Origin of the sequence: Paenibacillus sp. Leaf72 (assembly GCF_001422685.1) — a bacterium.
GTDB lineage: Bacteria > Bacillota > Bacilli > Paenibacillales > Paenibacillaceae > Pristimantibacillus.
The window spans coordinates 410516-436886 of record NZ_LMLV01000035.1 but is presented as its reverse complement, the minus strand read 5'-3'; the positions used below and the strand labels follow the sequence as shown (position 1 = coordinate 436886).

The following is a 26371-nucleotide window of genomic DNA, read 5'->3' as shown; positions in this document are numbered from 1 at the left end:
ATCAGGAGTGCAAGCACTCCATCAACTCCGCTCGACTTGCATGTATTAGGCACGCCGCCAGCGTTCGTCCTGAGCCAGGATCAAACTCTCCATTTAGGTATTGTTTGACTTGCTCATTACTTTTTTTGTATCGCTTTACATTAACTTAAGTTAATGTGGCAGTTTCACTCGTTGTTCAGTTTTCAAAGAACAATTTCTCTAACTAATTCTTTTTGTGTCAACCGCGTTTTCTCTCAGCGGCGACTTTTATAATATACCATGACTGCCTACTCAATTGCAAGTACTTTTTTTCTTTTCTTCGACATTTTTTTTCGTTTGTCGATTCAAGTTATTTCCTTGCTTCAAAAGCGGCGTGTATTAATATATCACAGCTCGCAAAATATAGTCAAGCCCTATTTTAAAAAAAGATACCCTACGCTTGTAGCAAGCGATTTGGGTATCTTTTGCCGTTCTATTTTATACAGCCAGCGTCATATATCGAAGCTCCAACGCCTCAGTATCTCCGCTTGCTGCCATCACCGCAACTTCACGAATAAGCGAGCGTTTGACCAAACGTTGCAGCAGCAAGGATAAATCGACATGAAGGGTCTTTATTCGCTCATGCTCCTGCAGCTCGCTGATGCTCCATGGCTCCTCCCGGCTCATCATGATGCTAAAGAGCAAGGAACAGCAGTCCTTCATTTTGTTGATTACCGTAAACTCACAAGCGAGCATAACCAGTTGAACGCGCTGCTCCAGCGTTTCAGGGCTGACGGTTAATTCTTCATACAGCTTATACACCCCAGGATGTACCCGACGCATTTGACGCCACACGGTTAGCTCTGGATGCTGCCCTTCTTCAATTAATACAATGTGCGCCCAGTGATGCAGTGCAGTTAATATATTGCTGTAAGCATCCAGAATATTGCGCTCTTCGTAATCATGCTTTGCCTGCAGGTAACTTCTCAGAAAGCCGGAGAACTCTACAAACCGCTTTTGCTCTCTCATGACGTCCGGAAATTGTATAATGCGCTCACGAATATCGCTTATACGGCTGTCGCGCTCCAACAGTATCTCCCCCCGAACTATCCATTGAATAATACTTTTGTTCTCCCCGCTTGCCATCCACTGCTCCAGCTGGCCTACACTCACACTTCGAATCAGCACATGCTGGCCTTCAATGCGTACATGCTCAATACTTTGAACAGCAGTCTGCTCCACAATTGCAAGCAGAAGCAAATCCAATCCTTCAGTCAACGGACTGTAAGCATAAGAGTTCTCGATTGCGATAAGACCAAGCAGCTCTGGCTGTGATTGATGCGTTTGAATGAAATGTTCTTTTATATGTTTCACTTGGGCCTCCGTATAGCTAATCCAATATGATTAAGATATAATAATCTACGGTGTTTGTTATTTCGACAAACCCGAGACAGTTTCCTGCTTACATGGATGGAAAAACCGTCTGATTTTAATAAGAATACCATGGAGAGGATGGACAAAGTGAATAAGTTTTTTTTCAAATCAGCGAAAATAAACGAATTTCGTCTGTGGGGGCTGATTTTCACACTTGTCGGCATGGGTGTTATGATTCTCGGTACAGCCGGAATCGTGCTTTGGGGACAAGCTGGTAAAATCGTTGCCGCAATTTTTATGGTTATTGGGATGATTTCCTTGCTCGTCAGCGTTGCCGTTTATTTCTGGGCAGGCATGATGTCAACCAGTGCAACGATGCTAACATGTCCCGAATGTAATCGCCCGACGAAAATGCTCGGCAAAACGGACCGCTGCATGTTCTGCAAAACGATTTTGACACTCGATCCGGCGCAAGCCACACATGCTCCTTCCGAATAGTACGCTGCTCTTAAAAATAAGTTACATAAGCTTAAAAGGGCGTTGCCGCCAAAGAGGGGCAGCGCCCTTTTTTGGCACTAAAATAGCAGCTGCTCTAGAAGAAGATATCTATAAATCTATATATGAATAGAAGAAGGCCATCGCGTGTTCAGCGATAGCCTTCTTTTTAATAAAATTTTAGAATTATCATTGCAGTTTACGGTTTTTTATTCAATGCGGTATCAATCGTTTTCCAGATCGCGTTCGTTTGAAAAGTGCGCTGCCAGGTTGCCACTCCAGCTAACCCGTACTTTTTAACCAACGCAACTCTAGCTTTGATCGACAGCTCGTCCTCAATCCAGATGCGTTTCAGTGCTTCCTCTTCCTTATACTCCACATAATGCTGTCCAGCATCCCTATCGAGCACAGGCTTCAGCTTGTATTGCGTAATGATTTCTTTCACTTTATCCATGCCAAGCGCTTTAGAGCTAACCTTGGTTTCGCCATTCTCTTCGGTCTCCGTCCAAATACGGGTATATAGCGGCATGCTCAATATAAGCTTGCTCGCAGGAACACCATCTTCGTCCAATATTCTCTTCAAAGCTTGCTCCGTCCAAGGCAGCGAAGCTACCGAACCCGCAACCGGGCTTGTCGCCCAATGCTCGTCATAAGCCATAACCATCATATAGTCTACCACTTTGCCAAGCGCTTTACGATCTAGAAAAACAGACCACATCTCGCTGTTCGACTTAGGCGTCACATCAATAGATACGACTAGACCCGCTTCATGAAGCAGCGGCGTCAGCTCGCGGACGAACTGGACCAAGTTTTCCTTATCTTTCGTATAAACATTTTCAAAGTCTACATTAATGCCCTGCAAATGATAAAGCTCTGCAAATGCAAGCAGCTGCTGGATCATATGAAAACGCGTCTCTACAGTCGCAAGCGCCGCGCTCGTCCGATCAGGCTCAAACCCGTTGCTGAAAAGCGCCCACACTTGCATCTTCTGCTCTTTGGCCCATTTTACATACACGGGATCAGCTTTGCCTTTAATTGTGCCATCCTCATCCTGAAGCTCAAACCAGGTAGGACTGACGACATTGACGCCTTGCATTTCCGGAATGGTGGCTGGATCTGGCTTGCGTTGATATACAGCCTCCCATGTAAGATTGATTTTGCTGCCCGTAACTTTCCATGCGACAAAATCCGTTTCATTATCGCTAGGCGCAATTTGCTCCATGCTAGCGAGAGCCGTATTATCCTTAGCCATATACCCAGGATGCCCATCCGGTCCCTGCACGAGCAGCCAGCCATCGCTTTCCCCCCAAACTCTGAGCTTGCCCGCGAGTGGAACCTTCTCCACAATCGGCGCCCGAATCGTAGGCTCTGTCCGTATGGCCGCCCCTTTTTCCCGCTTCGCTTCCGCCAGTTGAATAGCCTCACCCGACTGAAGCAAGGTGACAACGCCTGAATCTGCAACATACTCCGTCTGCAGGCCATAAAGCTCCTCAATCGGCGTTATTGGAATATAAACGACATCATCCTGCACCTCAGCTGTAATCGTCAAGTCAAACGGCTTGCGGTTCACGGTCGCTGTCAAGGAATTTGTCTGCAAACGCAGCACCTTATTCGCTGTTGTCAAAATAATCGATCCGCTATCCGCTTCATAGCGTATAGGCTGGTCTGCTCCAAGCACCTGCTGAAGCACAGGAAGCGGCAGCTTCACCTCGTTATTTTCAATAATAGCACCTTGCTTCATTACTTCGCCATGAACAACGATTGGATTTTTCACCCCATAATCGGGATCCATTTGTTTAAAATTAGGAATGTAGCGATCGTATACAAACCAACCCCCACCTGCTGCCAATATAATGATAAAAAAGAGAAGCATATTCCGAGCCCCACTGCTCTTGCGGCGACGAGGAGTTCGGCGAAGCATAGTTTCCAAGCGTATCTCGCTCCTTTATAAAAGACGAAAGCGTGCATATCCGCGGTTGAACGCTTCCCTGCACGCCATCATTTTGTTAGGTTTCATTCATTCTTGATTGTTCGTTCTTATTTCTTAGCTGCCGCACAGGTAGAGCAGGAACCGTAAATTTCCATTCGATGCCCTTGCACGATAAAACCGGTCTCCTGCGATGCGACACGCTCCACCTCAAGCAACGGCGGGTATTCAAAATCAACAATTTGGCCACAGTCATTGCATATGGCATGATAATGCTCCGATGTATCCGCATCAAAGCGGCTGGAGTCATCCCCATATGTCAATTCCTTAACAAGCCCCGCTTCTACAAATAACCGTAGGTTATTATATATGGTCGCCACGCTCATGCTTGGAAAATTAGGCGACAGTGATTTATAAATTTCATCGGCTGTCGGATGAGTCATCGATTCCATTAAAAAGCTTAAAATGGCATGACGCTGCGGGGTCATACGGACACCATTCATTTTTAATTGCTGCAATGCTGCATTAACGGCTCCCATTCCCCTCACGCCTTTCGTTAGTAGTTAAAGCTATTGTACGTGTTTTCAAAATGATTTGTCAATGAATGTGGTTATTGCTCCGCACCGGCATACTGTATGGCAATACTGTTATTAGCATTAATTTGTAAACGGTATTGCCCGTCTCCAACCGTACCCCGTACTGTTTTTTTGCTCACTTCGAGCGGCAAATTCGTCGTAATCGCGCCAAAAGTGACCGATCCATACACCGTGTAGCTGCCATACTGCGGGACAGTCAGCTTAATTTCCCCTACGGAGCTATCGACATCCCAGTCACCCCCGACTACCGAGCTCGCCAGCTCGATGCCGCCATTTAAGGTTGCAGCCTTAACGGAGCCGCTCGCTTCATTAATGTTGATTTTTCCATTTTTCGTATCGGCTTCTATATCTCCTGAAATGCTCGTCATCTTCAAAGCCCCATTCGTCGCTTCCGCAAAAACATTACCTGTAATAGATGCTGCGGTAACAGCCCCATTTAATAAGGTTATACTCGCATCACCCGTTATATGACGAAGCGTAATCGTACCATTATTTGCTTTTGCCTGAATGCTGCCATTTATTCCTTCTGCTAAAATTTCTCCTGTATCGCTGGAGAGCTCCACACCTCCGGGAGCATCGAGGTTTTTAATTTTAATCGGCCCATTATCGGTATGCACGAGTACAGAAAGCTGTCTCATCGGCTGTTCATCCTTCTGCTCCTCCACTTGTTCTGGCGACTGCTCGGGAGTAGGAGTTATTGATGTCGTGTTTGAAGCAGAGACTTGCTCCACGTTATTAGACGAATTAGACGAGCTTGGATCTGGCGTACTGCTCTCCTGTGCAGCTGGATCGTCCGACTCAAGATCGAGATCAGGCTCGGCAATTTCCTCTACTTGAACATTCGGCAAACGCGGCACGGTTACGGTAATATTGATACGCGGTTTGCGCGTTCCATTGTCGCCGTAGCTGCTGCTTTTGGCCTGCAAGGTAATTTTCTCACCACTTGATGACGCCTCAATCTTCGCTTTGTCGGCCATTTTATCAGCCTCAGCTTGATCATCGATATCAACCCATACCTCGGTATCTATACTGATATAATCATTATTCCCGCTTTGAAGCGTCACTGTTCCATTCACATTGTAAATCTGAATAGCTGTCGTCTTTTCTTCCATCGGAACGACCAGCACTTCTTTCTGATAATGAAAGCCTTTTTCCTCGCCGTAATCCTGTGCGCCATTCAGATCGACATATTGATCAATCCAGCGAAAAGGCAAATCTGCATATTGCGTTACCAAGAAACCAAAGCCCGCAATGACAACCGCTGCCATGCTTCCGATAAAATCAAGCCGCAATTGCTTTCGCGTCCGCCGCTGCAATAGGCTGTAGGCAACGAGCTCTCCTCCCAGACATATAAACAGCGCAGGCCACCAATAACGCATGAGCGCAAAAACATTGCTGCTGTGTATTTCATCCCACAACAGCAATCCACCTGCAGCTGCAATAAATAATGCAGCGGTGAAGCTTCCTAGCCGAAACACCGCTGCCAGCCGTTGACGCAAAACTAAGCCTACCGCAAGCAGACCTAGAACAGGGCCTACCGCATAATTCGCCGCTTCGTCAAACCAAGTGAACAGCGTGGTCGGCTGCCTAAGCATCAGCAGCAGCATAAGCAAAATGCCTGCCACCATAATGAGTATGCCATCCCTAAGCTTTAAACCGGGCTGCGTTTCCGTTCGCCGATCCAAACTTTGCAGTGCATCGTAGACGCTAATAAAATAAAATACAGGCAGCGCAAGCCCTAAGTAAACAATAAGCAGTAAATGCTTCGCGCCATCGGCATCCGCCAGACGGACAATGGTCCCGCCATCAAGCAAAATACCAGCGGCTAGCAGCAGCCCTCTCGTATATTCTCCTGTATATAGATGTCCCGCTCCCGGCCATAGAAAGGCCAGCAGCACCGTAAGCAGTCGACTTTTCCTACGTCCCGTTTTCATCCCTTGCTCCTGCAAAACATGTCCTCCGTATGTGCAAGTTTATTGCTTATTATTGTACCATAGATGCCCGCCTGACAAGACTTTTGCTTGAAAATGTAAAAAAAGAGCCGTCCAGCTTGTGGACAGCTCTTACTTGGTTGGCATCAATCAACTTCCATGTTGATTATGCTTATTTAAGCTTGCTGCAGACGCTCCAGCAGCATTTTGTTAACCATTGCCGGATTCGCCTTGCCTTTTGTCTCTTTCATAATTTGGCCGACCAGGAAGCCGATCGCCTTCTCCTTGCCTGCACGGAAATCCTCGACCGATTGCGGGTTCGATTCAATAACTTTATCGACGATGGCAATGATTGCCCCCTCATCGCTAATTTGTACAAGGCCCTGTTCTTCTACGATTTGCTGCGGCAGCTTGCCGGATTCCAGCATTTCCTTAAAGACGGTTTTGGCGATTTTACTGCTGATCGTGCCTTTCTCCAGCAACCCGATCATTTCTCCAAGCCCTTGTCCGGTAATTTTCACATCGGACAGCTCCAGGCTGTTCGAGTTCAAATAACCGAGCAAATCGCCCATAATCCAGTTGGATACAGCTTTCGCATCCTTCGTATAGGATAAGCTTGCTTCGAAAAAGTCTGCCATTTTCTTAGATGCCGTAATAACATCAGCATCATAGGAAGGCAAGCCGTAATCGCTTGTATAGCGGGCTTTACGTGCATCCGGAAGCTCAGGAATCGACGCTTTGACGCGTTCTTTCCACTCTTCGTCGATATAGAGGCGAACCAAGTCAGGATCCGGGAAATAACGATAGTCATGCGACTCTTCCTTGCCGCGCATTGAAATCGTTTTGCCCTGCGCCTCATCCCAGCGGCGAGTTTCTTGAACAACCTTATTGCCGCCGTCCAGCACTTCGGCCTGACGCCATTGCTCATATTCAAGACCACGCTGAACACCGCGGAAGGAGTTCATGTTTTTCAGCTCAGCGCGCGTGCCAAGCTTCTCTTGTCCATAAGGACGAAGGCTGATGTTTGCGTCGCAGCGCAAGCTGCCCTCTTCCATTTTCACATCCGATACTTCGCAGTAAAGCATAATCGCTTTCAGCTTCTCTAAATAAGCTTTCGCTTCCTCAGGTGTACGAATGTCTGGCTCGGAAACAATTTCAACGAGCGGCGTGCCGACACGGTTAAAGTCAACGAGCGAGGCATAACCTCCATCAACGTGAGTCAGCTTGCCTGCATCCTCTTCCAAGTGCAGACGGGTAATGCCAATTCGTTTCGTAACGCCGTTTACTTCAATATCAATCCAGCCGTGCTCGCCGATAGGCTGATCAAATTGCGAAATCTGATAAGCTTTAGGTGAATCGGGATAAAAATAGTTTTTACGGTCAAATTTGCTGACATCAGCAATTGTGCAATTGAGCGCCATCGCCGCCTTCATTGCGTATTCAACCGCCTGCTTGTTCAGCACCGGCAGCACGCCGGGATGACCGAGGCAGACCGGGCAGGTATGCGTATTAGGCGGAGCTCCGAAAGCGGTGGAGCAGCCGCAAAAAATCTTGCTGTTGGTGTGCAGCTCAACGTGCACCTCCAGCCCGACTACCGTTTCATATTGAGTCGCTTCAGACATCGTTAATCCTCCTTAGAATTTTGCTGGGCGAGGTTACTTCGGTGGCATAAAGCATGATGAAAAAGATGCTGCGCTGCGTGAAAAGGTTGACTTTCGATCGCTGTTGCCCAATCTTTTTCTGAAAATATAGGAAAGGATATTATTTTTCCATCCTTTCTCTATATTCCACCCTCGAAACGGTAGCTTTGCCGCCAGAGGACGGCGACAGCCGTTTATGCTTGATCAATCCCGCTCAGCGGTAATATGATTGGGCAAGACGAACGCTTGCGCTTCTACAGTTCAACCTTTTCACTCCGCTTGCCTTTTTCATCTAGCTTCTATGACAGCAAAAAAGTAAATATCGCGTCGCAAGGTTGAATATATTAGAGCTGCGGACGCAGCTTATGGAATTCGGTATTTTGCTCGAAGGCATGGGCCGCGCGCAGAACCGTCGACTCGTCGAAGGCTTTGCCGATAATTTGCAATCCGATTGGCAAGCCTTCCGCTTGGCCGCAAGGAATGCTGATCGCCGGAACGCCTGCAAGGCTGACCGGAATCGTGCAAATATCGTTCAAATACATCGTCAGCGGGTCGCCGACCTGCTCGCCGAGCTTGAACGCTGCTGTTGGGGCAGTTGGTCCAATGACGACATCGTATTTTTCAAATACTTGGTCAAAATCCTGTTTAATGAGCGTGCGCACTTTTTGCGCTTTCAAATAATACGCATCATAGTAGCCGGAGCTAAGCGCATACGTTCCCAGCATAATACGGCGCTTAACTTCTGGACCGAAGCCTTCGCTGCGCGATTTGCGGTACAAATCAATCAGGTTCGCCGGGTTGTCTGCACGGACGCCGTAACGAACGCCGTCGAAACGAGCCAGGTTGGATGAAGCTTCAGAAGACGCAAGCAAATAATAAGCCGCAATGGCATATTCGGTATGCGGCAGCGAAACCTCTTCCCATGTTGCGCCAAGGCTCTCATACACTTTCAATGCATTCAAAACCGCTTCCTTAACCTTTGGATCAACGCCTTCTCCCAAATATTCCTTCGGTACTGCAATGCGCAAACCTTTGACATCTCCGGTCAAGGCAGACGTATAGTCAGGAATGCTTACGTTCGCGGAAGTAGAGTCTTTTGCATCATAGCCAGCAATGGCTTGCAGCACAAATGCGGAATCCTCAACATTTTTAGTCAAAGGACCGATCTGGTCAAGCGATGAAGCGAAAGCGACAAGGCCAAAACGGGAAACAAGGCCATACGTTGGTTTAAGACCGACAATGCCGCAATAAGCTGCTGGCTGACGGATCGAACCGCCCGTATCGGAGCCAAGCGAGAAATAGACTTGGCCTGCCGCAACGGAAGCTGCGGAAGCACCGCTGGAGCCGCCCGGCACATATTCCGTATTCCATGGATTGCGAGTCGGATAATAGCTGGAATTTTCATTGGAGCCGCCCATCGCGAACTCATCCATGTTCAGCTTGCCGATCGTGACGGATTGCGCCGATTTCAGCTTGCTGACAACCGTTCCATCATAAATCGGATTGTAGTTGTCAAGAAACTGGCTGGCACATGTTGTGCGCAAGCCTTCGGTAACGATATTATCTTTAATTCCAGCCGGAAGGCCGAAAAGCAAGCCGCGTTCAGCACCTGCTTGAAGCTGCTTGTCCAGCTCCGCTGCATGCTGGCGAGCTCCCTCTTCATTAAGCGTAAGGAACGCTTGAATGGAAGCATCTGTTGCTTTAATACGAGCAAAGGATTCATCAACCAGTTCAGTGACGGAAAGCTCCTTTTGGCTCAGCTTGTTATGTACATCCTGAAGACGCAAATCAAACAGTGACAAAACATGTTCCTCCCTTCAATATAAAAGCGCAGCAAGCATTTACGGCTATCGCGCTAGATCATGCGGACTATTCCAATACAGCTGGGACTTTAATTTGGCCGTCTTCTTCATCAGGCGCGTTGAGCAGCACCTTCTCGATCGGCAGCGATTCATGCGTTACATCCTCGCGCGTCACATTCGTAATCGGCAGCACATGGCTGGTCGGCTCGACGTTTTCCGTATCAAGCGAGTTCAGCTTTTCTGCATATTTTAAAATCGCATTAAGCTGCTCGGTGAATTTATCCTTCTCCTCGTCAGACAGCTCAAGGCGAGCCAAATTCGCAACATGCTCGACATCTTTAATCGTAATGCTCATGAATGTTCCTCCCCCTTCTTAAGCCTGCAATCATTCTTTCTATTATAGCCTAGAATCACATTTTGACAAAGTGCACAAACGAGGGCTTGCGCGCTTCTGTTCTGCAATGCCCATTAACAGCAGACGACCCTCCCGCACCTGGCGGAAGGGTCATCTCGCAGAAGCTTATTAGATCCACGCTTTCAAATTAACCTGCCTTATAAAATCCTTCTGGCTTTGGCCTTCAGCGGCAGCTGGCTCCGCTTCCGGGGCAGACTCCTCGCCTCTCATTATACGCATAAACAGCTCTTCATTATGAGTAGCCAGCGCAAAGTCGATCAGCGATTCGCGTTCGATGCGGTCAACCTCTTCCTGAAGCAAAACATCCTCCAGCTCTACATCTTCATCCGGCAGCAAAAAATTGCGATTGGCGGCCGGAACGCGCACCACGTAGTCAAATACGTTGTCTGCATTGCGATCGTAAGCAATTATATAACCATATTCCCCTACGGGAAGATTTTGCTCAAAATGATCAGATATAATAATTACCTTAGCTCCCAAACTAAGCATCGTCTTCACTCCTGTCTATCGGACGCTAACCTATAACTATTATCCTACTAAAAAATAGTAGCGGTGTCCAATAGGGATTGAAAGTGTCCCTTTGCCAGCTGCGAGCCAACAAAAACAGCGAGTGAAGAAGCGTCACTCATTTCGATTCAAATTACGGTGATTACGGTGTTTGCCCTTGTCTGGATAGTCCGTAGAAAAAAAATTCCACGAGCTGCTCCAGGCTCAGCATGTTTCCACCTACTTGATCCGAGGCTTCCCAATGCCGACTGAGCTCATTTTTAAACATTATAAAATAAAGCATCACCATCTCTTCGCTAATATCAGAATGAATATAGCCCCCCTGCTTGCCCATCGCAACAAAACGCTTAAAAAAAGGCACGACCTTCCGTTCATTATACCGGTCCATTAAACTTACGAATTCAGCTTGCCCAGAAAATGCCGCTTGATGGGAATCTTCGGATAGCAGCTTTAAATTTTTGGCCTCGCATAACATTATTTCTTTCGTCTTCTCAGGGAAAGGAATATCTGAACCCAAAATTCGCTCATATTGTTCCAGCTGCTTATCCATCCAGTCCATAAGCATATCGAAATAGAGCTGCTCTTTGGTTTTAAAATAATTATAAATTGTAGCTGGCGACACTTTTGCCTTTTCTGCAATTTCATTCACGCTAACCTTCTGGAAGCCATAACTAAAAAAAAGTTGGAACGCTGCGCTGTATATTTGCTCAAGTTTTTGCTGTTTCCTTCGTTCGAAGCCGTTCATCTTCTCCACCTCATTATTTAGTTTAGTAGAAGTTTTAGAGTAAATCAATAAAATGAGTATAAATCTATTGAAGATTGTTCTTTTCACAGTTATAATAATTTTGTAGTAATATAATTCAAACACTACATAATTAGGAGGAGCGACATTGAGACCATTAAAAATCCCTTCATTTCTGCATGATGTATTGGGTGAGAAACAGAGCATAATCGCGATTTTAAGCATTTTGCTGTTCGGAGGTTTGTTGACTGCTGCGTTATATGTAAGTTTTCCTGAGCTTACAGCAGGCTTGCCATTTTGGCGCAGTGTTTTGGCTTTATTGTTGGTTTTCGATATTTTTTCAGGCTGTCTTGCTAATTTCACCGCTTCAACAAGCAATTTTTATGCAAAGCGGAAAATCAATCGAGCTGTATTTATAGCCATCCATGTTCATATTGTGGCAGTTTCGCTGTTTCTGGACACGGCAGTCGTTTATGCTGTCAGCGTTTGGCTCTACACAATCGTAGGCGCATTCATTGTAAATGCTCTAATTGGCAAGCATACACAGCTGTTCGTTGCAGGCCTGCTTTTATCTATAGGGATGGGCGTTATGCCTATGCTGCCACACTTAGAGCCCTATATGCTCATTATTTTTTTGCTATTCATGCTGAAGGTGCTGTTTAGCTTCGCTGTCGACCATTATGGCAAAGCCTTACAGCATTCGGGTAGCTAATCATGAGTCATTCCTACCATGTTGTCAGACTTGCCAAGTCAGATAAGGAATCCTTCCTTTCTGTCATGGGCAGCGCCTTTGCAGAAGACCCATTATTTATCTATATATTTGGTGATCCAAAGCTCGATAATCGAGCAAATAAAAGCATACAGGCCTTCTTGTCTTTTATATTTGATAAAAGCTTCCTTCTAAATGAAGAAATATGGGGTATATACAAAAAAGAAAGCTTGCTTGGCGCATACGTCATTGAGACGCCGCACAAAAGCAAGCTTCAACAAAAAAATGGCGGATTGCTGCTGTTAGGAAGGCTGCTTCCTTTATTCACACGTATATCCCGTAAATCGCTGGGCCAGCTTAATGCCTATATGCGAGTCACCCGCACCGCTGCACCAGCCCTGCCGCATCACTACCTTATTATGATTGGCGTAAAGCCCGATGCTCAAGGTACAGGAATTGGGAAAGCTCTGCTGCTGCATGTATTAGAAACAGCGCTCGCGGACGATTATTCGCATGGCGTAGCTTTGGATACAGAAAACGTCGATAATGTAAATTTATATCGCCGTTTTGCCTTTGCATTAAGCCAGAAATTACAAATCGGTCATTTGCCTGTCTATTGCATGTTTTATCAAAAAGGACAGCGAATCTGAGCGGACATATTAAGCCAGAATCATTGCCATGATAGACTTAATTGCCACCAAATTATTGTCGTTTTCCCCTGCTGAACCAGTTCCATACGGGCTCTACATCGTTATGGTCAAGAACAGCTACACTGTAATCACTCGCATTTCCCATCGTGCGCACACCTAAAGTTACTAAACCTTTTCGCTGCTGCCCCCAGCTGCGTTTCACCTTCATGGCGACAATTTGCGGTCGGCGTACCAGGTAGGTGATTCTTGCCAAATTACGCCGGCGCAGTGTTAATTGGCCGTTTTCCAGTCTTACTCCTGCAGCTTTATGGCAGGCCCGTCTCCATAAGTAAACAATCGGGATAAGGATCAACGACCACAGAGCGGCTGTACCCCAGAATCCGAATGCCGCGCCGCAGAGGAGAAGAGCGACCGCAAGCTCGATGCGCATATAATAAAGCAAGGCCCGCTTAGGGGCGTGTGCGTTTATCTCCATTAGCTTCATCTGGGGCACAAAATGGCTAATCACATGCTCCAGCTCCTTTACTGGCACAAAAGGATGAAGCATGAGCTGTTCGTTTTTGTCAGACGAGACAACTTGAAGCTTAATTTGGGCATAACCTATCATTTGCCGGAAGATGCCCTCCTCAATGAGGACGGATTGTACCTTGTTCGGATCAAATAGATAAGCTTTTTTGTCCAGCATACCGTATGATACCGATATTCGCTTACCTTCACGATGAACGGCGAATCCGCTGTATTTAATAATGTACAAAATAATTGATAGCGCCCAAGCCGCTGCCAATGCGCAAATTGCGGCGACAGCAATGCCGATGATGACATAGCCGGGCACTAAGCTTTTCGATTCCGCATACAGCATTTCAAATATTCGCATAGGAGCAAATTTCTCCAGAAAATCATCAGCAAAAGAATAAATACCCGCAATAAAAGCGAGCGCAAGACCTAAATTCATAGAAGTGGCTGCTGCCAGCAGCAGCTGTCCGATAGTCAGGCGAAAATACGCGCTATCTCCCGATTTAGATGATTGCTTGCCAGAGCTGGAATGATGGTTAAAAGCTTGCCTTGCTCCCGTTTCTAGTTCCGAAAGGCCGTTTGCGCTATAGTTCAAGCCGCCTAACTCGCTATTGGCTGAAACGCCATGGGCACCTTCTATCGGAACTGCGCTAGCTCCATGCTTCGAGGTGTCGACGTCTTTATCCAGCCTGATTATGCGCTTGCTATCGTCTGCCTGATGAGCAGCCCTTTCTACCGTTTCGTGCTGACGGGACAGCAGTTGCTGGCGAAGCTGCTCTGCATCTCGTACAGTGAGCGCTGGCAATATGCCATCTGCTTTTTTTCCTCCACCTGGCGTTTCAATTTTGAGCTCCGCAACACCAAGAATCCTCTGCAGGAATGGCTGCTCCACATTGACCGAGTGTATGCGTGCATAATAAATCGTCTTCTCATCCTTGAATAATACGCCTTTTCGAATGACAATGCGGTCTGCTTCTGGTGTGTAGGTGAAGGTCCGCCATTCTAGAAAGCCAAAAAACAAAGCAAGGACAATTAATCCCACGGCTCCTGCATACCAATACCACTCCAGCCCAAGAAATCCCGATTTTCTAAGCAGCGTAATAATAATAAGCGGCAATAGTCCTTTAACAAACTGGAACAGCGTAAAAATAACAAATACTTTGTGCAGTCTTCGCGGATTATTCATGCTGATCATCCACTTTCGCAAGCTGTCCGATTTTGCGTTTCAGCTCCTCGGCTTTCTCCAGCTTGAGCCCTTTAATGCGATGAATCGTGGCTGCCGTTACAACTGCTACGCTCGCCAGCTTAAACTTTCGCATAAGCGGTCCGCTTTCAAGCTCTACATGCTGGACACGAACCATGGGAACGAGCACATTTTTAATAATGATTAGCCCGTATTGCAGCTCAAGCTCTTCCGCAAACAGTTCGTATTGGAATCGACGGTAGCGAAGGCTTGGCACTACCCAAATATCCAACACGCTATAAACCGTAACGACCCCAAGTCCGATCCATAACGGAATAAGCGTCCACTCTTTCGATAGAGCCAATATCCCATAACCGAATACGATTAAATAACCAATTGCCGCTGCAATAGCTGCCTCAATCCGGATTAATTTGACGTAATCCTTATCGACCCTCTGCGTTAAAGCCCTATTCATTTCTAGTCCCCCTATGGCAATACAATTAGCTGCTCTTTCGTTCGTGTAAGCTGGCGAGGAGCTCCATCTGTAATGACATAGCTGTTCTCTACTCCAACAACCCCCTGGCCGGGAAAAGTAAATTTCGGCTCAACTGCAAGCACCATTCCGGGAGCGAGCGGCAGATCGAAGCCGCGGGCCAGCACAGGCCATTCATCTACTTCAAGGCCAATGCCATGTCCAAGAAACTTCGCTTGATCAAGGCCATAACCCATATAATGCGCAGAAAGCCCCGCAGCGGCCGCTTGATCAAGCGAAGCGATATAAAGCCCTGAGCATGGCGTCCCGGGAACCATCCCTTTTTCCGCTGCACGCATCATTTCCTCCGACGTTCGGTAAGCATGAGCAAGCTGCTCTGAAAGCTCTCCAATAACCGCAGTACGCGTCTGATCAATAATGTAGCCGTCAATACAGCAGCCCACATCAATGAGTATCGGCTCATTGCGTCCGATGACTTTGCGGCTGACGCTTTGCGGAGAAGCAGCCCCTAAACCAAGGCCGCCTGCCGGACCGTCAAAATAAGTAGGTACCGCTGCAGCAGCTCCTGACGTCACCATCCCTGTCGCTACCTCCTGATTGTAGCCGCGCATGCGCATCAAGCCGATATGCCCGCGGAGCCGAAGCTCATATTCCACTCTGGCTATCCAGGCCAGCTCTGTAATACCCTCTTTCAACACATTCAAAGCTTCGCCTAATGCCTCATCTACAGCCTGCGCCGCAGCTTCTATTCGCTTGATTTCCCAAGGCGATTTAATCATCCTCTGTCCTCTAATAAGGGCAGAACCATCCACTAGTTCGCCTGCCCCAGCCGATTGCAGCAGCTGGTTAAGCTTTATATAGGTTTGTGCTGGAAGTACATCAAGATCCACAGCCACAGTAGCAGAAGCGCCCGCCTTAAACAATTGCGGAAACCGCTCCGCAAGCGTTTGTCCGAATTGGCGGAATGAGCCTAATGGCTCTACAGCAAACAGCGTCTCCAGTCTTGCACGCTCCAGGCTGCGTTTGACGAAAAATACGGGCGCGCCTTCGGCTGGAACAAAAGCGTAACCATTTTGCATCGAGCCTGTGTAATAATACAAATCTATATTTTGTGTGAGCAGCATGCCGTCAATCGCCTTCTTGCCCATCTCCAGCTGAAGCTTGCTTATCCGCTCCTGAACCAAGTCATCCGGTATGTCTCTCGTTATCGTCGTCTTATCCATCGTTGTGCTCAACTCCCGAAATCATTTATCCCTCCCCTTCATTAGAACAATTTTACAAATGGCAGTCAACTGCAAGGCAGCTGCCGCAAGCATTTTTATGATCAACATCTCCTTTATACGGTTAAAAATCAAAAGTCAGCTCGGACACGCTTTTAATCGTCCATTCAATTGGCTCAAGCACTGTGAACACCCTTGGGTTCACAACCTTAATGATCATGACAACACCTGGTCGGCGCAGCGTAGCTTCATAGCTGTATTGCGAATTTACGTATTGATAAGGAAAAGCATGCTCACCGTTAATGACCTCGAAAACTAAAACTTTAACCGGATCGTGCAGGAAGGAGCTGCCGAGCGGCTTCCCTGCTGCATCAAGCTGCAGATTGCCTTGCAAATAACGGCTTGCTGCCGCTTCGGCTGCCACTGGATCTATGCGGACGATACCGTCTCCTAGCGCAGTTTTATCGATCTGCTGTGCAGCCGCATGAACGGCACGGTTCAACGCATGCTTGCCCTGGAAAAGCGTCTTCATCGCAATTTCCTCATCTGTCTGCATAACGTGCAGCATGAGCCAGATTGTCATCATCAGCACAATGATTGTCAGCTTATACATAGCATAACTCCCTGTCGCCTGTTCACCCATTTAGTCATTCAGCTTTACAAGCGCCCTAATAGGGCTTTAATTGCCTTTTTTCAAGGTACATATTCGCTCATTTTGATGCCTGTAGCGCGAAGCCTGCCATTTTCATGAGGCGGCTCCACGCCGATTAAGCGATCCAATTGAAACAGTCCCTCATAGGGATAGCTAAGCTGAACGATCAATCCTGTTCCTCGCAGCAAGGGCATAGCAAAATTCGTTGCCTGCTCGCCATTATCAGCCGCTACCTCAAAAATCAGCGCTTCCGGCTTCATTCCGAACTTTGCCAGCCGCTGCCGCGACTGCTCAAGCATCTCTGGACTGATATAGCCATACTTGCCGCTCGCCCCGATTTCCAGCAAATAATCAACCTCCTGCTGCAGTACAGCCTGGCGCACAATCAGCACATGTTTATAAATAGGCGAGAACATCAGCCAGCATAAAATCGTTGAGAACAGCACAAATACTAAAATGCTCTTCATGGGCTCATCGTCCTTATATAGCTGCTTGTGGCATCACCGGAGCGTTCGAGCTGTTTTTTCATTCCTTGATCCCCTTCTGCAGCTCCAGAGTAAATCATAACAATCGTCACAAGCAGCAAAATGGCTGCCAGCAGGCTCCTCATCGCCTTCCCCCTCTCCTTGCCGCTAACGCTGGCCATAAACCCTACTGCAGCAGCTTGCTGATTTTTTCATTGGCAGCGTCTCCTTGCGATTGGATTTGGCTGCTGGTGCCAGTCGTGTCCTTAGCAATAATGCCGTTGAAAAGCAAAATAACGACAACTAACAGCATGACGGTCATTAAAATATTGCGCATTGCGAATTCACCTCCTTTTACATGTTGGAGATTCATAACCCTCAGCCCAATGATGCGAACAACTTCTGTCCCTCCATCACCCATGGATAAATAAAAACTTGAAACGTATATAAAATAGGAACTCCCGCAAGCATAAAGAGCAAATACGATGCTGTCTCCTTGCGGCTGTCTTTGGCAAGCTCCAGCTTCTCCTTATACTCCTGAATACGGTCACGCAAAAGCATATAATACTCCTCGCTGTCATCGATGCGAAGCGAATCAATGGTCTCTACAAAGCTCATGCCGTCATCCGTTCCCATTCTAAACTTGAATTGGCGCAATGCCTGTTCGGCATCGTGATACCATTCTCCGAGCAGCCGCTCCAAATCGCCGCGAAGCGTTCTCGTATACGGGATGCAGCGTGTCAGCTTCGTATGAATATGCAGTGACGAATCAGCCAAATAAAGCAATTGATTGCTCATTACATAAATTTCCTTGGTCATGCGCTCCGATCGAAGCTTGCGCAGCATCCGAAGCCATGGCAAATCCCAAAGCAGCAAAATCCAGCAAAAAACGAGCAATGCGGTTAAATAGGCCATAATGCTGTCCTGACCCTGACCCGCACTTACAGGTACACAGATAGAAATAATTATTAGCCCTACAATAAGCAGCAATTTGCGAGCAGCTACGTACCAACCGGGGTCTACTTCCACTCCGCATCCTGCGAGCAGCATTTCCCGGTCGACATATGACTGTTGTTCCCTTGAAAGCTTAAGCTTGCTAAGCCATCCATCCGGTATTTTTCTTGACCGCCATTTGATTCCAGTGAGATGCAGCCAGCGGGGCTTCTTCTGCGGCAGCAGCCTGAGTATAGCGGCCACTGCAATAAATCCAAATATAAACTGGGCCGCAATTGCTCCTATACGCGCGCCGATTTCGACCCAATGATGCATCGCAGCCTTGCCTCCTTTCCTGCCTGCACATACGTAATGCACAGCAGCTTACATTTTTTTTCGAGATAGCCATAGTCCCATTAAAAAGGAGCCAAAAATGAGCAGCAGCGCATTTAAAAGCATATCTCTGCCCTTCGCGTCCAGAACATAATAATAGTAGGCATTCTGCTCGTTATAATGCATATTGATGCCAATAAATAAAGCCAAAAACAACATCGGCGTAAAATTGGCAATGCGGATTTCCAGCAGCCGATTCCGCTCCTGCTCATTCGCTCGCCGTGCTTTGCGCATATCCGTCAGCAAATCTTTGAGGCCATCTGCCATCGGCACGCCTTCAGCAAGCGCAACGCGCAAAATATTAGCGAAGTAATCCGCCCACGTATGCCCAAGCGATGCAGCAAAAATCCGCAAACTCGCTTCATCATCACCGCGGACAGACAAATTGCGATATAGTTGCTCAAAAACGGCTTTCATCGGGCCGAGCAGCCTTCTTTCATCAATCGTTCGCTGCAGCGCTGCCCTCACCTGTACCCCGCCGTTCACTAAATAACACTGATAAAACAGCTCAATGGCAGGTAAAAATTCGACCTGTGTCTGCATTTGACGCTGGACGAGCAGCGCCCGCAGCACCGTATATGGCAAACAGCCCAGTACAACCCCGAACAGCAGGGTGCCTTTTATCGTCTGAAAAAACAATCCGCCAGCGGCCAGCCCAATCAGCAGCAGCAGGCCCGACAAGCATAAAAATGCCAATGGCTGCAGCTTGATCTGGAGCGCCTCTAATAAATCGGCAAGCGGACGATAGAGCTTGTCCATCCGCTGCAGTCGCTGCTCCAGAAGGTGGCGGAAGCGCCCTCGCTGCCGATAGGCTAGTCTAGCTAACCGCTCATGCCTCTCCATCCACAAGATAAGCAAAGCAGCAACCATAATAAACAGGAACAAAAATAGCAGTGCACCGCCTCCAAGCACATACAGCCTAGTCAAAAAACAAACCTCCCCTCGCCAGCTTCTTCATAGCTCGCTGCGAAGGTCGCTGCGGATATTGCCACTGCTCCAGCGCTTCATCATAAACGGCCCAATCCCGTACTTTCACCTCGTTGTCCGCCCAGCCTATTTCAGCAAGGCGCGATACGACGCGCCGCCCTCTGATGTTGCGCATTTCAATTCCAATCTCCACCACATATTCGGCTATCCGTTTCGTCAGTCGTTCCGGGTTCATGCCGCGCCCATCCAGCATGCACATATCGGTGATCGTCTCTGGCACATCCTCCAGCGCATTCGCATGCACGGTTGTCATGCTGCCGGAATGCCCTCTAGTGCAGGCTCTCACATATATGTTAGCATCGCTGTCCCGAATCTCCGCATGCACGATGCGCTGAGGAGATTGCCTAAGGGCCAATTTGAACGCCCGGCTAGCCTGGTGCTGAGGATCATCCTCGTCGGCTTCATATTCGACGATATTTTTTGCTGGAAAGTCTCTTCCGAGCATCATTTCGAAGCGCCCTTCAATGGTAATGATCCGCTCCTCATCAGGCAGGCTTGCAATTAGCGCCTTCATGAAATGGGTTTTGCCGGAATTCGTCGGCCCAATAATAATAAGATTGAATCTCGCATGCAGCACAGCTTGCAGCATGGCAAGCATCGCATGACTTATCGTTGCGTATTCCGGCTCGCTAAGTACAGGCAGGCCAAAGCTTTTAACTGTAAAAAAGCGAATTGTCAGCGTCGGCTTCGAGGTGAAGCCGAATCCTGTCATCGTGACGCGCGAGCCGTCGCTCAGCATCACCTCCGCCCAGCGCTTGCGCGGGGTAAACCGATCATTGTTATACAGCACCAAGTTGCTCTGAATACGCTCAACATCGCGAACACTTGCAAATTGATGCTTCGACATAACAGCCTCACCACTGCGAACCTCATAAATTTGCGTGCCTACGACCTGCACCTCCTCCAGCCCTTCCTTATGCTGCAAAACGAGTTCAAGCACATTCAGCCCAATAACCTCGGCGAACAAGGCCTCAGCAAGCGTTTGATAGGGATGATGATTACCATCTTGATTATGAATGCGTAGTCGCCGCAACCGATCATTAATAACTGCATAAATCTGTTCCCGCTCTGGCATAAACCCAAGTACAGCACGGTTCAGCGTCTCATTGTACTGCCTTCGCTCCTCATCATTCAGCCCACGCGGCGCTGCCAAAAAAGCTTTCATCTCATCAGCGAGCCTGTCAAAATCCGCTTCATGTGACGGATCTGGCAGGTGCACGTCCCCGCCCTCTCCTTCCTTGCTTCCAGTCGCCCCCACTCTCAACTGGGCTGAATAATCAAAAGGAGAAAATCGGCTGTCTCCCGCCTTCAAGAGCGGGCCTCATTGCGATGCGAGAGCAGCTTGCGATACCAAGGCTGCAGCTTAAAAGCAGGAGCTATAGTCCGAATGCCATATCGCTCCATTAACTGCTGCGATGGTTTTTTCATTGCTGTCCTGCCCGCCTGATCTTCCCCCAGCCATTGACCAAGCTTGCCGCTGTCCAAATGGATAAATGTATCCTTCGTCATTTGCATTTCACCTAGCTTCACCGTACCCATTTCCTTGCAAATATCTTTCATTCGATAGCCTCCTCTGCCCCATGGGGGCTCTATAATAACGGTATTGTATTGGTCAGCTGTCAGGCCGAATAACGGAGAAATTTGTGTGATCCAGCGTCTTCCATCCTCCTGAAAATGGGAAAGCGCACCGGTCGTGACTACAATTCGCGTACTCGCCAGCCGCAATGCACACACGGTAGCTGCATTGTCCCAATAAGCGCTGACATCCATAAAAAGCACCTCAAAGGTTTGCCCCGCAATATGGATCAAATGCTCGGCCTCCTCAGGGGTAAAAAATTCGGCCTGATCACGCACAACATTGCCGAACAGCACTCGCAAATTCTCTCTTCCTTCAACCACATGCATAGCACTCTTCAATTTTCCCGGTGTCAGCGAGCCTGATTGCAGCTCAGGCCGCAGCTTGTCGAGCGTGCTTTGCGGCTCCTTGATGCCGAGGTAGCGATGGAGCTTCGCGCTCTTAAGATGCAGGCATAAATAGCCGACATGCAGGCCGCTGGCTTCGGCCATTCGGTATGCCGCCGCAAAAGCCGCTGTCGTCGTCCCAATATTAGGCGTCGTTCCCACAAAGGCAATGAGCGGTATTCGCTGCTCCATCAAGGCTGCTCCTCCTTCATCTCATCCACAACATTAAGCGATTCGGGGCTGAAAGCAACGACAAGCTTATAGCTTCCATCCTTGCAATAGCCATCGATTGCAAGCCACTGCCTCTCGGTCAGATTGAGGTTTATGTAATCGATCATGCCATTGGCCTCACGCCGGGAGGCATACATCTTTTCCTTATCCCCATCCGCTAAGGAGAGCAGATTCGGATCGTCCATATTATCGATTTCAACATTGCCTGAGGATTTGACTGACGCTACTGTAATTGCCTGATCAAACAGGCGCCCGGTACCTTCTCCTTCACCGGATAAATACAGCACCACCTTATCCCCGGCGCGAATGCCGTTAGAGATGGAGCGTACATAATCGCGCGGAATTTGGAAGGTCGATTCGCCGCTGCCCGGCAGCAGGTGAAAGCGGTCGATTTTCCAACCGAGAATCGGTTCCTGCTTGCCGAGCGGTACAATCGTCTCCATTCCGGCAGCAGTCGCAGCATCCAGCAGCATTCCATTGTCGTAAGCGGCTTTCGGTACATACCGGTAGGCGAGATCCTCTGCCATCAAAGTTGCGCCAGCCATAATAAAACGCTTGGGCACGACGACAGCAACCATTTCTTGTCGCTGCAATTGCAGCTGCTGAATCTGGAACAGGCCGTATACAAGCGCACCCGACAACAGCGCAGCCAGCACACTGATCCAAATATTCCTTTTTCTATTCATTCCTTCCCCCTTTCGAGCCATTAGCAGACAACAAAAAAAGAACGCAGCAGCAGCCTATAAAAGGCTTAACTACTAGCGTTCTTCGCTAAATATTGCTCATATGTAATTGGTGTGTTTCTTGATTAACCACATAATAGCAAAGGAAACATTTCTTGTCCATCTTTTTTTATAATAAATTTTCAAACGCCGTTCATGCACAAATGCGCTCCCCTACAGCATCAACGGATGCTATAGGGGAGCGCATTTACACAGGATATAACCCGTCAAGGTGAAACGGCTGTCGCCATCCTCTGGCGGCAATGCTACCGTTTCACGCTGAAATATAAGCCCATTATAAGTGTGAAACTTATAAATGCTTATATTTTTAAAAATCAATCAAGCCCACACTAATCAGCAGCGCATCATCGACCTTACGCATCGTTTCATCGTCCAAATGCGTAATTTTGTCGGTCAGCCGCTGTTTGTCGATCGTTCGAATCTGCTCAAGCAGAACGACGGAATCCCGGTCAAAGCCATGTGCAGCCGCGTTCATTTCTACATGTGTAGGGAGCTTCGCCTTCTGAATCTGCGCGGTAATGGCCGCCACAATGACGGTCGGACTAAACCGGTTGCCGATATCATTCTGAATGACAAGAACAGGCCGCACTCCTCCCTGCTCCGATCCGACGACAGGTGACAGATCAGCAAAGAACACGTCTCCACGTTTTACGATCAAGCTCTACACCCCGCTTACAAGACGGCCGAGCGTGTGATCAGCCTCTACCTCCGCTTGAAAAGCTTCCGAGGCCATGTTCAAGTTGATTTTCGCCATCTCCAGATACCCACGCTGCATGGACTCGCGGATTTGCCGTTTCTTTCTTTCCACAAGGTACAGCTTCATAGCCTGCCTAATAAATTCACTGCGGTTAGAGTTCTCCTTAGCTACGATACCGTCAACCTCCTCCAGTAAATGATCCGGCAAGCTAATCATGATCCTCTTGGTGTTCTGCACATTGGCCACCGAACAAGCACCTCCAAAACTTTTCCACAACCTTTAATACACATTATTGCAATAATAAGGCCCCTCTATACTTCAACATATCTATGTCAGCGATATATCAAATATGCTGTACGAACATGACGTACTTTAGCGTCTTTAAACCCGACCTAGCATTAATTCGAGACAAATGGTGAAATCCCTCTTTTTTTGCGTAAAAATGGCATTTGAAATTTTTCCCGAACGCTCATGCTGTCAAATTAAAGGATTTACGACGGATAGCGCCTTTCCATCCTTAAAATAGACACGCGGTACACGAGCGGCCAGCATGCAGGTGACCTCATAATTAATCGTATCGAGCTGCTTCGCAACCTCTTCTGCAGAAATCCGCGCATTGCCCTGATCGCCAATGAGTACAACCTCTTCGCCTTGCTCAACGGGTTCTCCAGCTTCCGTCGCCGCCGCATCAAGCGCAATCATGCACTGATCCATACAGATCGTCCCGCGGACAGGAACCTTTACGCCACGAACAAGCGCTTGCGCTTTGCCTGTCAGCATCCGGCTAAAGCCATCGGCATAGCCAATCGGGAGCGTTCCAATCCGCTCCTCGCCCTGCGTCACATAACGAGCGCCGTAGCTGATGCCCCAGCCAGAAGGTGCATTTTTCACCATGACGATCTCTGTCTTAAGCGACAATACCGGCTCCAACTGCAGCTCATCATGGCGCACCTCATCCGAAGGGTAAAGGCCATACATACTAATGCCAAGCCGCAGCATATTGCCCGCAAGCTCCGGCGTATCCATGCCTGCAGCGCTGTTAGCCGCATGAATGATCGGAATCGGCAGCTTCTGCTGCAACACATAACGAACGACTTCCTGAAAACGCTCATGCTGCAAAATCGTATAGCTTTTGTCATGCTCATCCGCACGGGCGTAGTGGGTAAATAACCCTTCGACCTCAAGCTGGGGAACGGAAAGCGCCTTTTCAATAAAAGGGATAGCCGCATCCGCTCCAATGAGCCCAAGCCGTCCCATGCCGGAATCTACTTTAATATGAACCTTTAGCTTATTATTAAAATGATCCTCATCCGGAGCTGGCAGCTTGGACGCTGCCTCTAATACATCCTCGCGAAACAAGGCTATCGTTATATCATGTTTTCTTGCAAGCCACAGCGCATCTGCAGCAACATAGCCAAGCACCAATATAGGGATGGAAATGCCTGCCCGTCTCAGCTCCAATGCCTCATCCAGAAAAGCGACCCCTAAATAATCTACTCCGCAGCTCGCAGCTTCCCGTGCGATTTCCACCGCTCCATGGCCATAAGCATTGGCTTTCACAGAAGCCATCAGGCGTACGTCCTCGCCCATATGCGCTCGAAACACGCTCAAATTGCGGCGCAGCGCATCCAAAGAAATTTCTACCCGTGTTGGGCGATAATACCCCTCCAAGTCGTTCACCTTCTCCTCATCCGGCAGCCCCATACATGAAGGCCAGTAAACATCAATAGTATTAATGTTATACGTTGCCGTCAGGACTGTCAATGAAATGACTGCCGGATTTGATTAGCACGTCTTGGAAATTCAGGGTTCTTCCTATTTATCGACGCCCGATTGCACGGATTGGGCAATTTTGATCATTTCGGTTTCTGGCAGCGTGGCGCTTGTCAGCCTGAACTGATCGCCTTCATAAGTCCAGCTGAGCGTTTGCTGCTCGGTTCCCGAGGTGAGCTCTCCCCACGTAAAGCCAAGATCCACCAAGGTGCCTGGGACAAGCGAGGCTGCTTGATCGTGAGGCTGAGTCTGAATGAGCGAGAAGTCGTAAACGCCTGTGTAACGAGTCAGTTGGCCAGGATTTCCAGCGAACTCCACATCACTGCTGTCTTTCCAAACGACACCATCCGGCAAATACGTCGGAGCCATTGTCAGGAACACGCCATCATCCGGCAGCGCGCTTGTCTCATTGGCTTCCTCATTTGCATTCGAGCTGCCGTCTGTATTTTGATCTGTACTCGCATTTTGATCAGTGCCATTGTTTTGCTCCGAATTGCCATCTGTATTGGCATTGCCAGAGATGCCTGTACTGCTGTCCACTTCGTTCTGCCCGCCTGCATTATTGTCTGAGCCAGATGCCTGATTATTGTCCGTGCCATTGTTATTGACATTATCCTCCGGAATTGCCGAAGTTGCTTGCTCGCCTGTGCCGCTGCTCGATGGGGTCGACTTCATATTAGCCTCTGTTTCAAATACACTCTTATCAAATTTGGAGCCAAATTCGAATGTATTGAACTGCACCTCGACCATTAGCGCAGCATTGGCATCGCTGACCTCAACATGGACTGGCTTATAGCTTGACTTGTCGAGCCAAATCTTTTGCCGCGCCAAAGATCCATTATTGTAATTTGCCATAACGTCGAAGACGTAGGCACTTTCTTCAGAAGCAAATTGGCGCGAGTTATCCAGCAAAATGCTCTGCACGAGCGTCTGGTACAAATAAACCTGACCTTGATTTTGCGGCCAATCGCTTTGGAAACGGAACACTTTATTGAGGCGTGGCGTCAGGACGAAAACGCCATCGTCATTGCGCAGTACAATTTGAGTAATGTCTTTTTCTTCATTAGTCAGCTTGATGCGGTAATATTGCGGCTTCTGGTAGGATACTTCAACCTTGTAGGTAAGCGGCTGTTGGCCCGTATGAAGTGTCATTGTCCCGCTTCCTTGATAGCTCTCAAGCCCATTTACTACCTTGTCCAGATCCTTCACCACGGACTCGGCATCCTTCGTCCCGCAGGCAGCCAATACGAGTGAAAAACATAATATCATTGCCGCGGCCCATGTCATGCGACGCATTAAAATCAACCCCTCTTCACAATGTTTTGCCATCTGATTCATGTGTATGAGGGAACTTGGACATTTATGCGGACTAGTTTGACAA

General features: G+C 48.2%; 28 protein-coding genes and 1 rRNA gene. 3 read left to right on the top strand and 26 right to left on the bottom strand.

The genetic code is table 11. From position 1 onward, the window contains the following. Together ASF12_RS33210 and ASF12_RS33205 are read right to left on the bottom strand one after the other, a co-directional pair. Nucleotides 1-96: ribosomal RNA gene (locus tag ASF12_RS33210) — 16S ribosomal RNA — on the bottom strand; the annotation flags it as partial. A gap of 360 nt (nucleotides 97-456) precedes the next feature. Then, nucleotides 457-1332 (bottom strand): nucleotidyltransferase-like protein, encoded by an 876-nt coding sequence (locus ASF12_RS33205; protein ID WP_056043992.1) that lies wholly within the window; start codon nucleotides 1330-1332, stop codon nucleotides 457-459. A 147-nt stretch (nucleotides 1333-1479) separates the two neighbouring features. Here ASF12_RS33205 and ASF12_RS33200 point away from each other — a divergent pair, with 147 nt between their 5' ends. Continuing rightward, a complete protein-coding gene (locus ASF12_RS33200) occupies nucleotides 1480-1830 on the top strand; it encodes a YgzB family protein (protein WP_231594383.1) in 351 nt (116 codons plus the stop codon). A gap of 196 nt (nucleotides 1831-2026) precedes the next feature. Here the strand turns inward: ASF12_RS33200 and ASF12_RS33195 are convergent, their stop codons facing one another. The 8 genes from ASF12_RS33195 to ASF12_RS33160 form a co-directional block, all read right to left on the bottom strand. Beyond that, on the bottom strand, nucleotides 2027-3748 hold the full coding sequence (locus tag ASF12_RS33195; protein ID WP_200931701.1) for a glycosyl hydrolase family 18 protein: 1722 nt from the start codon (nucleotides 3746-3748) through the stop codon (nucleotides 2027-2029). Nucleotides 3749-3864: 116 nt separating this feature from the next. Further along, nucleotides 3865-4293, bottom strand: coding sequence for a peroxide-responsive transcriptional repressor PerR (gene perR, locus ASF12_RS33190; protein WP_056043983.1), 429 nt, complete (start codon nucleotides 4291-4293; stop codon nucleotides 3865-3867). 71 nt (nucleotides 4294-4364) lie between these two features. Further along, nucleotides 4365-6284 carry a DUF4097 family beta strand repeat-containing protein gene (locus tag ASF12_RS33185; RefSeq protein WP_155973670.1) on the bottom strand — a complete coding sequence of 640 codons (1920 nt, stop codon included), beginning with the start codon at nucleotides 6282-6284 and terminating at the stop codon, nucleotides 4365-4367. A gap of 173 nt (nucleotides 6285-6457) precedes the next feature. Beyond that, nucleotides 6458-7903, bottom strand: a complete 1446-nt coding sequence (gatB, locus tag ASF12_RS33180; RefSeq protein WP_056043977.1) for an Asp-tRNA(Asn)/Glu-tRNA(Gln) amidotransferase subunit GatB — start codon at nucleotides 7901-7903, stop codon at nucleotides 6458-6460. 362 nt (nucleotides 7904-8265) lie between these two features. After that, nucleotides 8266-9723 carry an Asp-tRNA(Asn)/Glu-tRNA(Gln) amidotransferase subunit GatA gene (gene gatA, locus ASF12_RS33175; RefSeq protein ID WP_056043974.1) on the bottom strand — a complete coding sequence of 486 codons (1458 nt, stop codon included), beginning with the start codon at nucleotides 9721-9723 and terminating at the stop codon, nucleotides 8266-8268. A 67-nt stretch (nucleotides 9724-9790) separates the two neighbouring features. Next, entirely contained in the window at nucleotides 9791-10078 is a 288-nt protein-coding gene (gene gatC / locus ASF12_RS33170; protein WP_056043972.1) for an Asp-tRNA(Asn)/Glu-tRNA(Gln) amidotransferase subunit GatC, read from the bottom strand. A 168-nt stretch (nucleotides 10079-10246) separates the two neighbouring features. Next, nucleotides 10247-10627: a hypothetical protein gene (locus ASF12_RS33165; protein ID WP_056043970.1), complete on the bottom strand. Its 381-nt coding sequence runs from the start codon at nucleotides 10625-10627 to the stop codon at nucleotides 10247-10249. A 160-nt stretch (nucleotides 10628-10787) separates the two neighbouring features. Then, nucleotides 10788-11390 (bottom strand): TetR/AcrR family transcriptional regulator, encoded by a 603-nt coding sequence (locus ASF12_RS33160; RefSeq protein ID WP_056043967.1) that lies wholly within the window; start codon nucleotides 11388-11390, stop codon nucleotides 10788-10790. A 145-nt stretch (nucleotides 11391-11535) separates the two neighbouring features. Here ASF12_RS33160 and ASF12_RS33155 point away from each other — a divergent pair, with 145 nt between their 5' ends. After that, complete coding sequence (locus ASF12_RS33155; protein ID WP_056043964.1) at nucleotides 11536-12099, top strand: hypothetical protein; 564 nt, start codon at nucleotides 11536-11538, stop codon at nucleotides 12097-12099. A 2-nt stretch (nucleotides 12100-12101) separates the two neighbouring features. Next, nucleotides 12102-12746: a GNAT family N-acetyltransferase gene (locus ASF12_RS33150; protein ID WP_056043960.1), complete on the top strand. Its 645-nt coding sequence runs from the start codon at nucleotides 12102-12104 to the stop codon at nucleotides 12744-12746. Between the two features lie 52 nt (nucleotides 12747-12798). On the opposite strand, the gene ASF12_RS33145 is transcribed toward ASF12_RS33150, so the two are convergent. From ASF12_RS33145 to ASF12_RS33080, 16 genes are all read right to left on the bottom strand, one after another. Next, nucleotides 12799-14445: a PH domain-containing protein gene (locus ASF12_RS33145; RefSeq protein WP_162241959.1), complete on the bottom strand. Its 1647-nt coding sequence runs from the start codon at nucleotides 14443-14445 to the stop codon at nucleotides 12799-12801. Then, nucleotides 14438-14917, bottom strand: a complete 480-nt coding sequence (locus ASF12_RS33140; RefSeq protein ID WP_056043954.1) for a PH domain-containing protein — start codon at nucleotides 14915-14917, stop codon at nucleotides 14438-14440. The genes ASF12_RS33145 and ASF12_RS33140 overlap by 8 nt, the downstream gene beginning before the upstream one ends. Before the next feature lie 11 nt (nucleotides 14918-14928). Beyond that, nucleotides 14929-16158: a M24 family metallopeptidase gene (locus ASF12_RS33135; RefSeq protein WP_056043950.1), complete on the bottom strand. Its 1230-nt coding sequence runs from the start codon at nucleotides 16156-16158 to the stop codon at nucleotides 14929-14931. 121 nt (nucleotides 16159-16279) lie between these two features. Continuing rightward, the gene (locus tag ASF12_RS33130; RefSeq protein WP_056043947.1) at nucleotides 16280-16768 is read right to left on the bottom strand and encodes a hypothetical protein; all 489 of its coding nucleotides are present in this window, start codon (nucleotides 16766-16768) and stop codon (nucleotides 16280-16282) included. Nucleotides 16769-16848: 80 nt separating this feature from the next. Beyond that, nucleotides 16849-17274, bottom strand: coding sequence for a hypothetical protein (locus ASF12_RS33125; RefSeq protein WP_056043945.1), 426 nt, complete (start codon nucleotides 17272-17274; stop codon nucleotides 16849-16851). After that, a complete protein-coding gene (locus ASF12_RS34980; protein ID WP_155973668.1) occupies nucleotides 17271-17417 on the bottom strand; it encodes a hypothetical protein in 147 nt (48 codons plus the stop codon). The genes ASF12_RS33125 and ASF12_RS34980 overlap by 4 nt, the downstream gene beginning before the upstream one ends. Before the next feature lie 41 nt (nucleotides 17418-17458). Then, complete coding sequence (locus tag ASF12_RS35365; protein ID WP_200931697.1) at nucleotides 17459-17608, bottom strand: hypothetical protein; 150 nt, start codon at nucleotides 17606-17608, stop codon at nucleotides 17459-17461. A gap of 41 nt (nucleotides 17609-17649) precedes the next feature. Next, complete coding sequence (locus tag ASF12_RS33120) at nucleotides 17650-18540, bottom strand: hypothetical protein (protein ID WP_056043942.1); 891 nt, start codon at nucleotides 18538-18540, stop codon at nucleotides 17650-17652. 48 nt (nucleotides 18541-18588) lie between these two features. After that, nucleotides 18589-19524 (bottom strand): type II secretion system F family protein, encoded by a 936-nt coding sequence (locus ASF12_RS33115; RefSeq protein ID WP_235533358.1) that lies wholly within the window; start codon nucleotides 19522-19524, stop codon nucleotides 18589-18591. Then, on the bottom strand, nucleotides 19517-20896 hold the full coding sequence (locus ASF12_RS33110; protein ID WP_056043939.1) for an ATPase, T2SS/T4P/T4SS family: 1380 nt from the start codon (nucleotides 20894-20896) through the stop codon (nucleotides 19517-19519). The genes ASF12_RS33115 and ASF12_RS33110 overlap by 8 nt, the downstream gene beginning before the upstream one ends. After that, complete coding sequence (locus ASF12_RS33105) at nucleotides 20893-21738, bottom strand: hypothetical protein (protein ID WP_056043936.1); 846 nt, start codon at nucleotides 21736-21738, stop codon at nucleotides 20893-20895. The genes ASF12_RS33110 and ASF12_RS33105 overlap by 4 nt, the downstream gene beginning before the upstream one ends. Beyond that, nucleotides 21738-22463 carry a hypothetical protein gene (locus ASF12_RS33100; protein WP_056043934.1) on the bottom strand — a complete coding sequence of 242 codons (726 nt, stop codon included), beginning with the start codon at nucleotides 22461-22463 and terminating at the stop codon, nucleotides 21738-21740. Before ASF12_RS33100 ends, ASF12_RS33105 begins: the two co-directional genes overlap by 1 nt. 364 nt (nucleotides 22464-22827) lie before the next feature. Next, nucleotides 22828-23178, bottom strand: coding sequence for a type II toxin-antitoxin system PemK/MazF family toxin (locus ASF12_RS33095; protein ID WP_046233824.1), 351 nt, complete (start codon nucleotides 23176-23178; stop codon nucleotides 22828-22830). 3 nt (nucleotides 23179-23181) lie between these two features. Then, nucleotides 23182-23463 carry a CopG family ribbon-helix-helix protein gene (locus ASF12_RS33090; protein WP_046233825.1) on the bottom strand — a complete coding sequence of 94 codons (282 nt, stop codon included), beginning with the start codon at nucleotides 23461-23463 and terminating at the stop codon, nucleotides 23182-23184. 231 nt (nucleotides 23464-23694) lie between these two features. After that, entirely contained in the window at nucleotides 23695-24888 is a 1194-nt protein-coding gene (gene alr / locus ASF12_RS33085; RefSeq protein WP_056043931.1) for an alanine racemase, read from the bottom strand. A gap of 144 nt (nucleotides 24889-25032) precedes the next feature. Next, nucleotides 25033-26286, bottom strand: coding sequence for an outer membrane lipoprotein-sorting protein (locus ASF12_RS33080; protein ID WP_056043928.1), 1254 nt, complete (start codon nucleotides 26284-26286; stop codon nucleotides 25033-25035). Nucleotides 26287-26371 lie beyond the last annotated feature (85 nt).

Coding starts and splice junctions, on each gene's coding strand:
- ASF12_RS33140 (WP_056043954.1), bottom strand. CDS start 14,917: ATGAATAGGGCTTTAACGCAGAGGGTCGATAAGGATTACGTCAAATTA.
- ASF12_RS33105 (WP_056043936.1), bottom strand. CDS start 21,738: ATGGAGCAGCGAATACCGCTCATTGCCTTTGTGGGAACGACGCCTAAT.
- ASF12_RS33130 (WP_056043947.1), bottom strand. CDS start 16,768: ATGTATAAGCTGACAATCATTGTGCTGATGATGACAATCTGGCTCATG.
- ASF12_RS33080 (WP_056043928.1), bottom strand. CDS start 26,286: ATGCGTCGCATGACATGGGCCGCGGCAATGATATTATGTTTTTCACTC.
- ASF12_RS33195 (WP_200931701.1), bottom strand. CDS start 3,748: ATGCTTCGCCGAACTCCTCGTCGCCGCAAGAGCAGTGGGGCTCGGAAT.
- ASF12_RS33135 (WP_056043950.1), bottom strand. CDS start 16,158: ATGGATAAGACGACGATAACGAGAGACATACCGGATGACTTGGTTCAG.
- ASF12_RS33125 (WP_056043945.1), bottom strand. CDS start 17,274: ATGAAGAGCATTTTAGTATTTGTGCTGTTCTCAACGATTTTATGCTGG.
- gatB (WP_056043977.1), bottom strand. CDS start 7,903: ATGTCTGAAGCGACTCAATATGAAACGGTAGTCGGGCTGGAGGTGCAC.
- ASF12_RS34980 (WP_155973668.1), bottom strand. CDS start 17,417: ATGAGGAGCCTGCTGGCAGCCATTTTGCTGCTTGTGACGATTGTTATG.
- gatC (WP_056043972.1), bottom strand. CDS start 10,078: ATGAGCATTACGATTAAAGATGTCGAGCATGTTGCGAATTTGGCTCGC.
- ASF12_RS33160 (WP_056043967.1), bottom strand. CDS start 11,390: ATGAACGGCTTCGAACGAAGGAAACAGCAAAAACTTGAGCAAATATAC.
- ASF12_RS35365 (WP_200931697.1), bottom strand. CDS start 17,608: ATGCGCAATATTTTAATGACCGTCATGCTGTTAGTTGTCGTTATTTTG.
- perR (WP_056043983.1), bottom strand. CDS start 4,293: ATGGGAGCCGTTAATGCAGCATTGCAGCAATTAAAAATGAATGGTGTC.
- ASF12_RS33150 (WP_056043960.1), top strand. CDS start 12,102: ATGAGTCATTCCTACCATGTTGTCAGACTTGCCAAGTCAGATAAGGAA.
- ASF12_RS33185 (WP_155973670.1), bottom strand. CDS start 6,284: ATGAAAACGGGACGTAGGAAAAGTCGACTGCTTACGGTGCTGCTGGCC.
- ASF12_RS33120 (WP_056043942.1), bottom strand. CDS start 18,540: ATGCATCATTGGGTCGAAATCGGCGCGCGTATAGGAGCAATTGCGGCC.
- ASF12_RS33165 (WP_056043970.1), bottom strand. CDS start 10,627: ATGCTTAGTTTGGGAGCTAAGGTAATTATTATATCTGATCATTTTGAG.
- ASF12_RS33145 (WP_162241959.1), bottom strand. CDS start 14,445: ATGAATAATCCGCGAAGACTGCACAAAGTATTTGTTATTTTTACGCTG.
- ASF12_RS33100 (WP_056043934.1), bottom strand. CDS start 22,463: ATGAATAGAAAAAGGAATATTTGGATCAGTGTGCTGGCTGCGCTGTTG.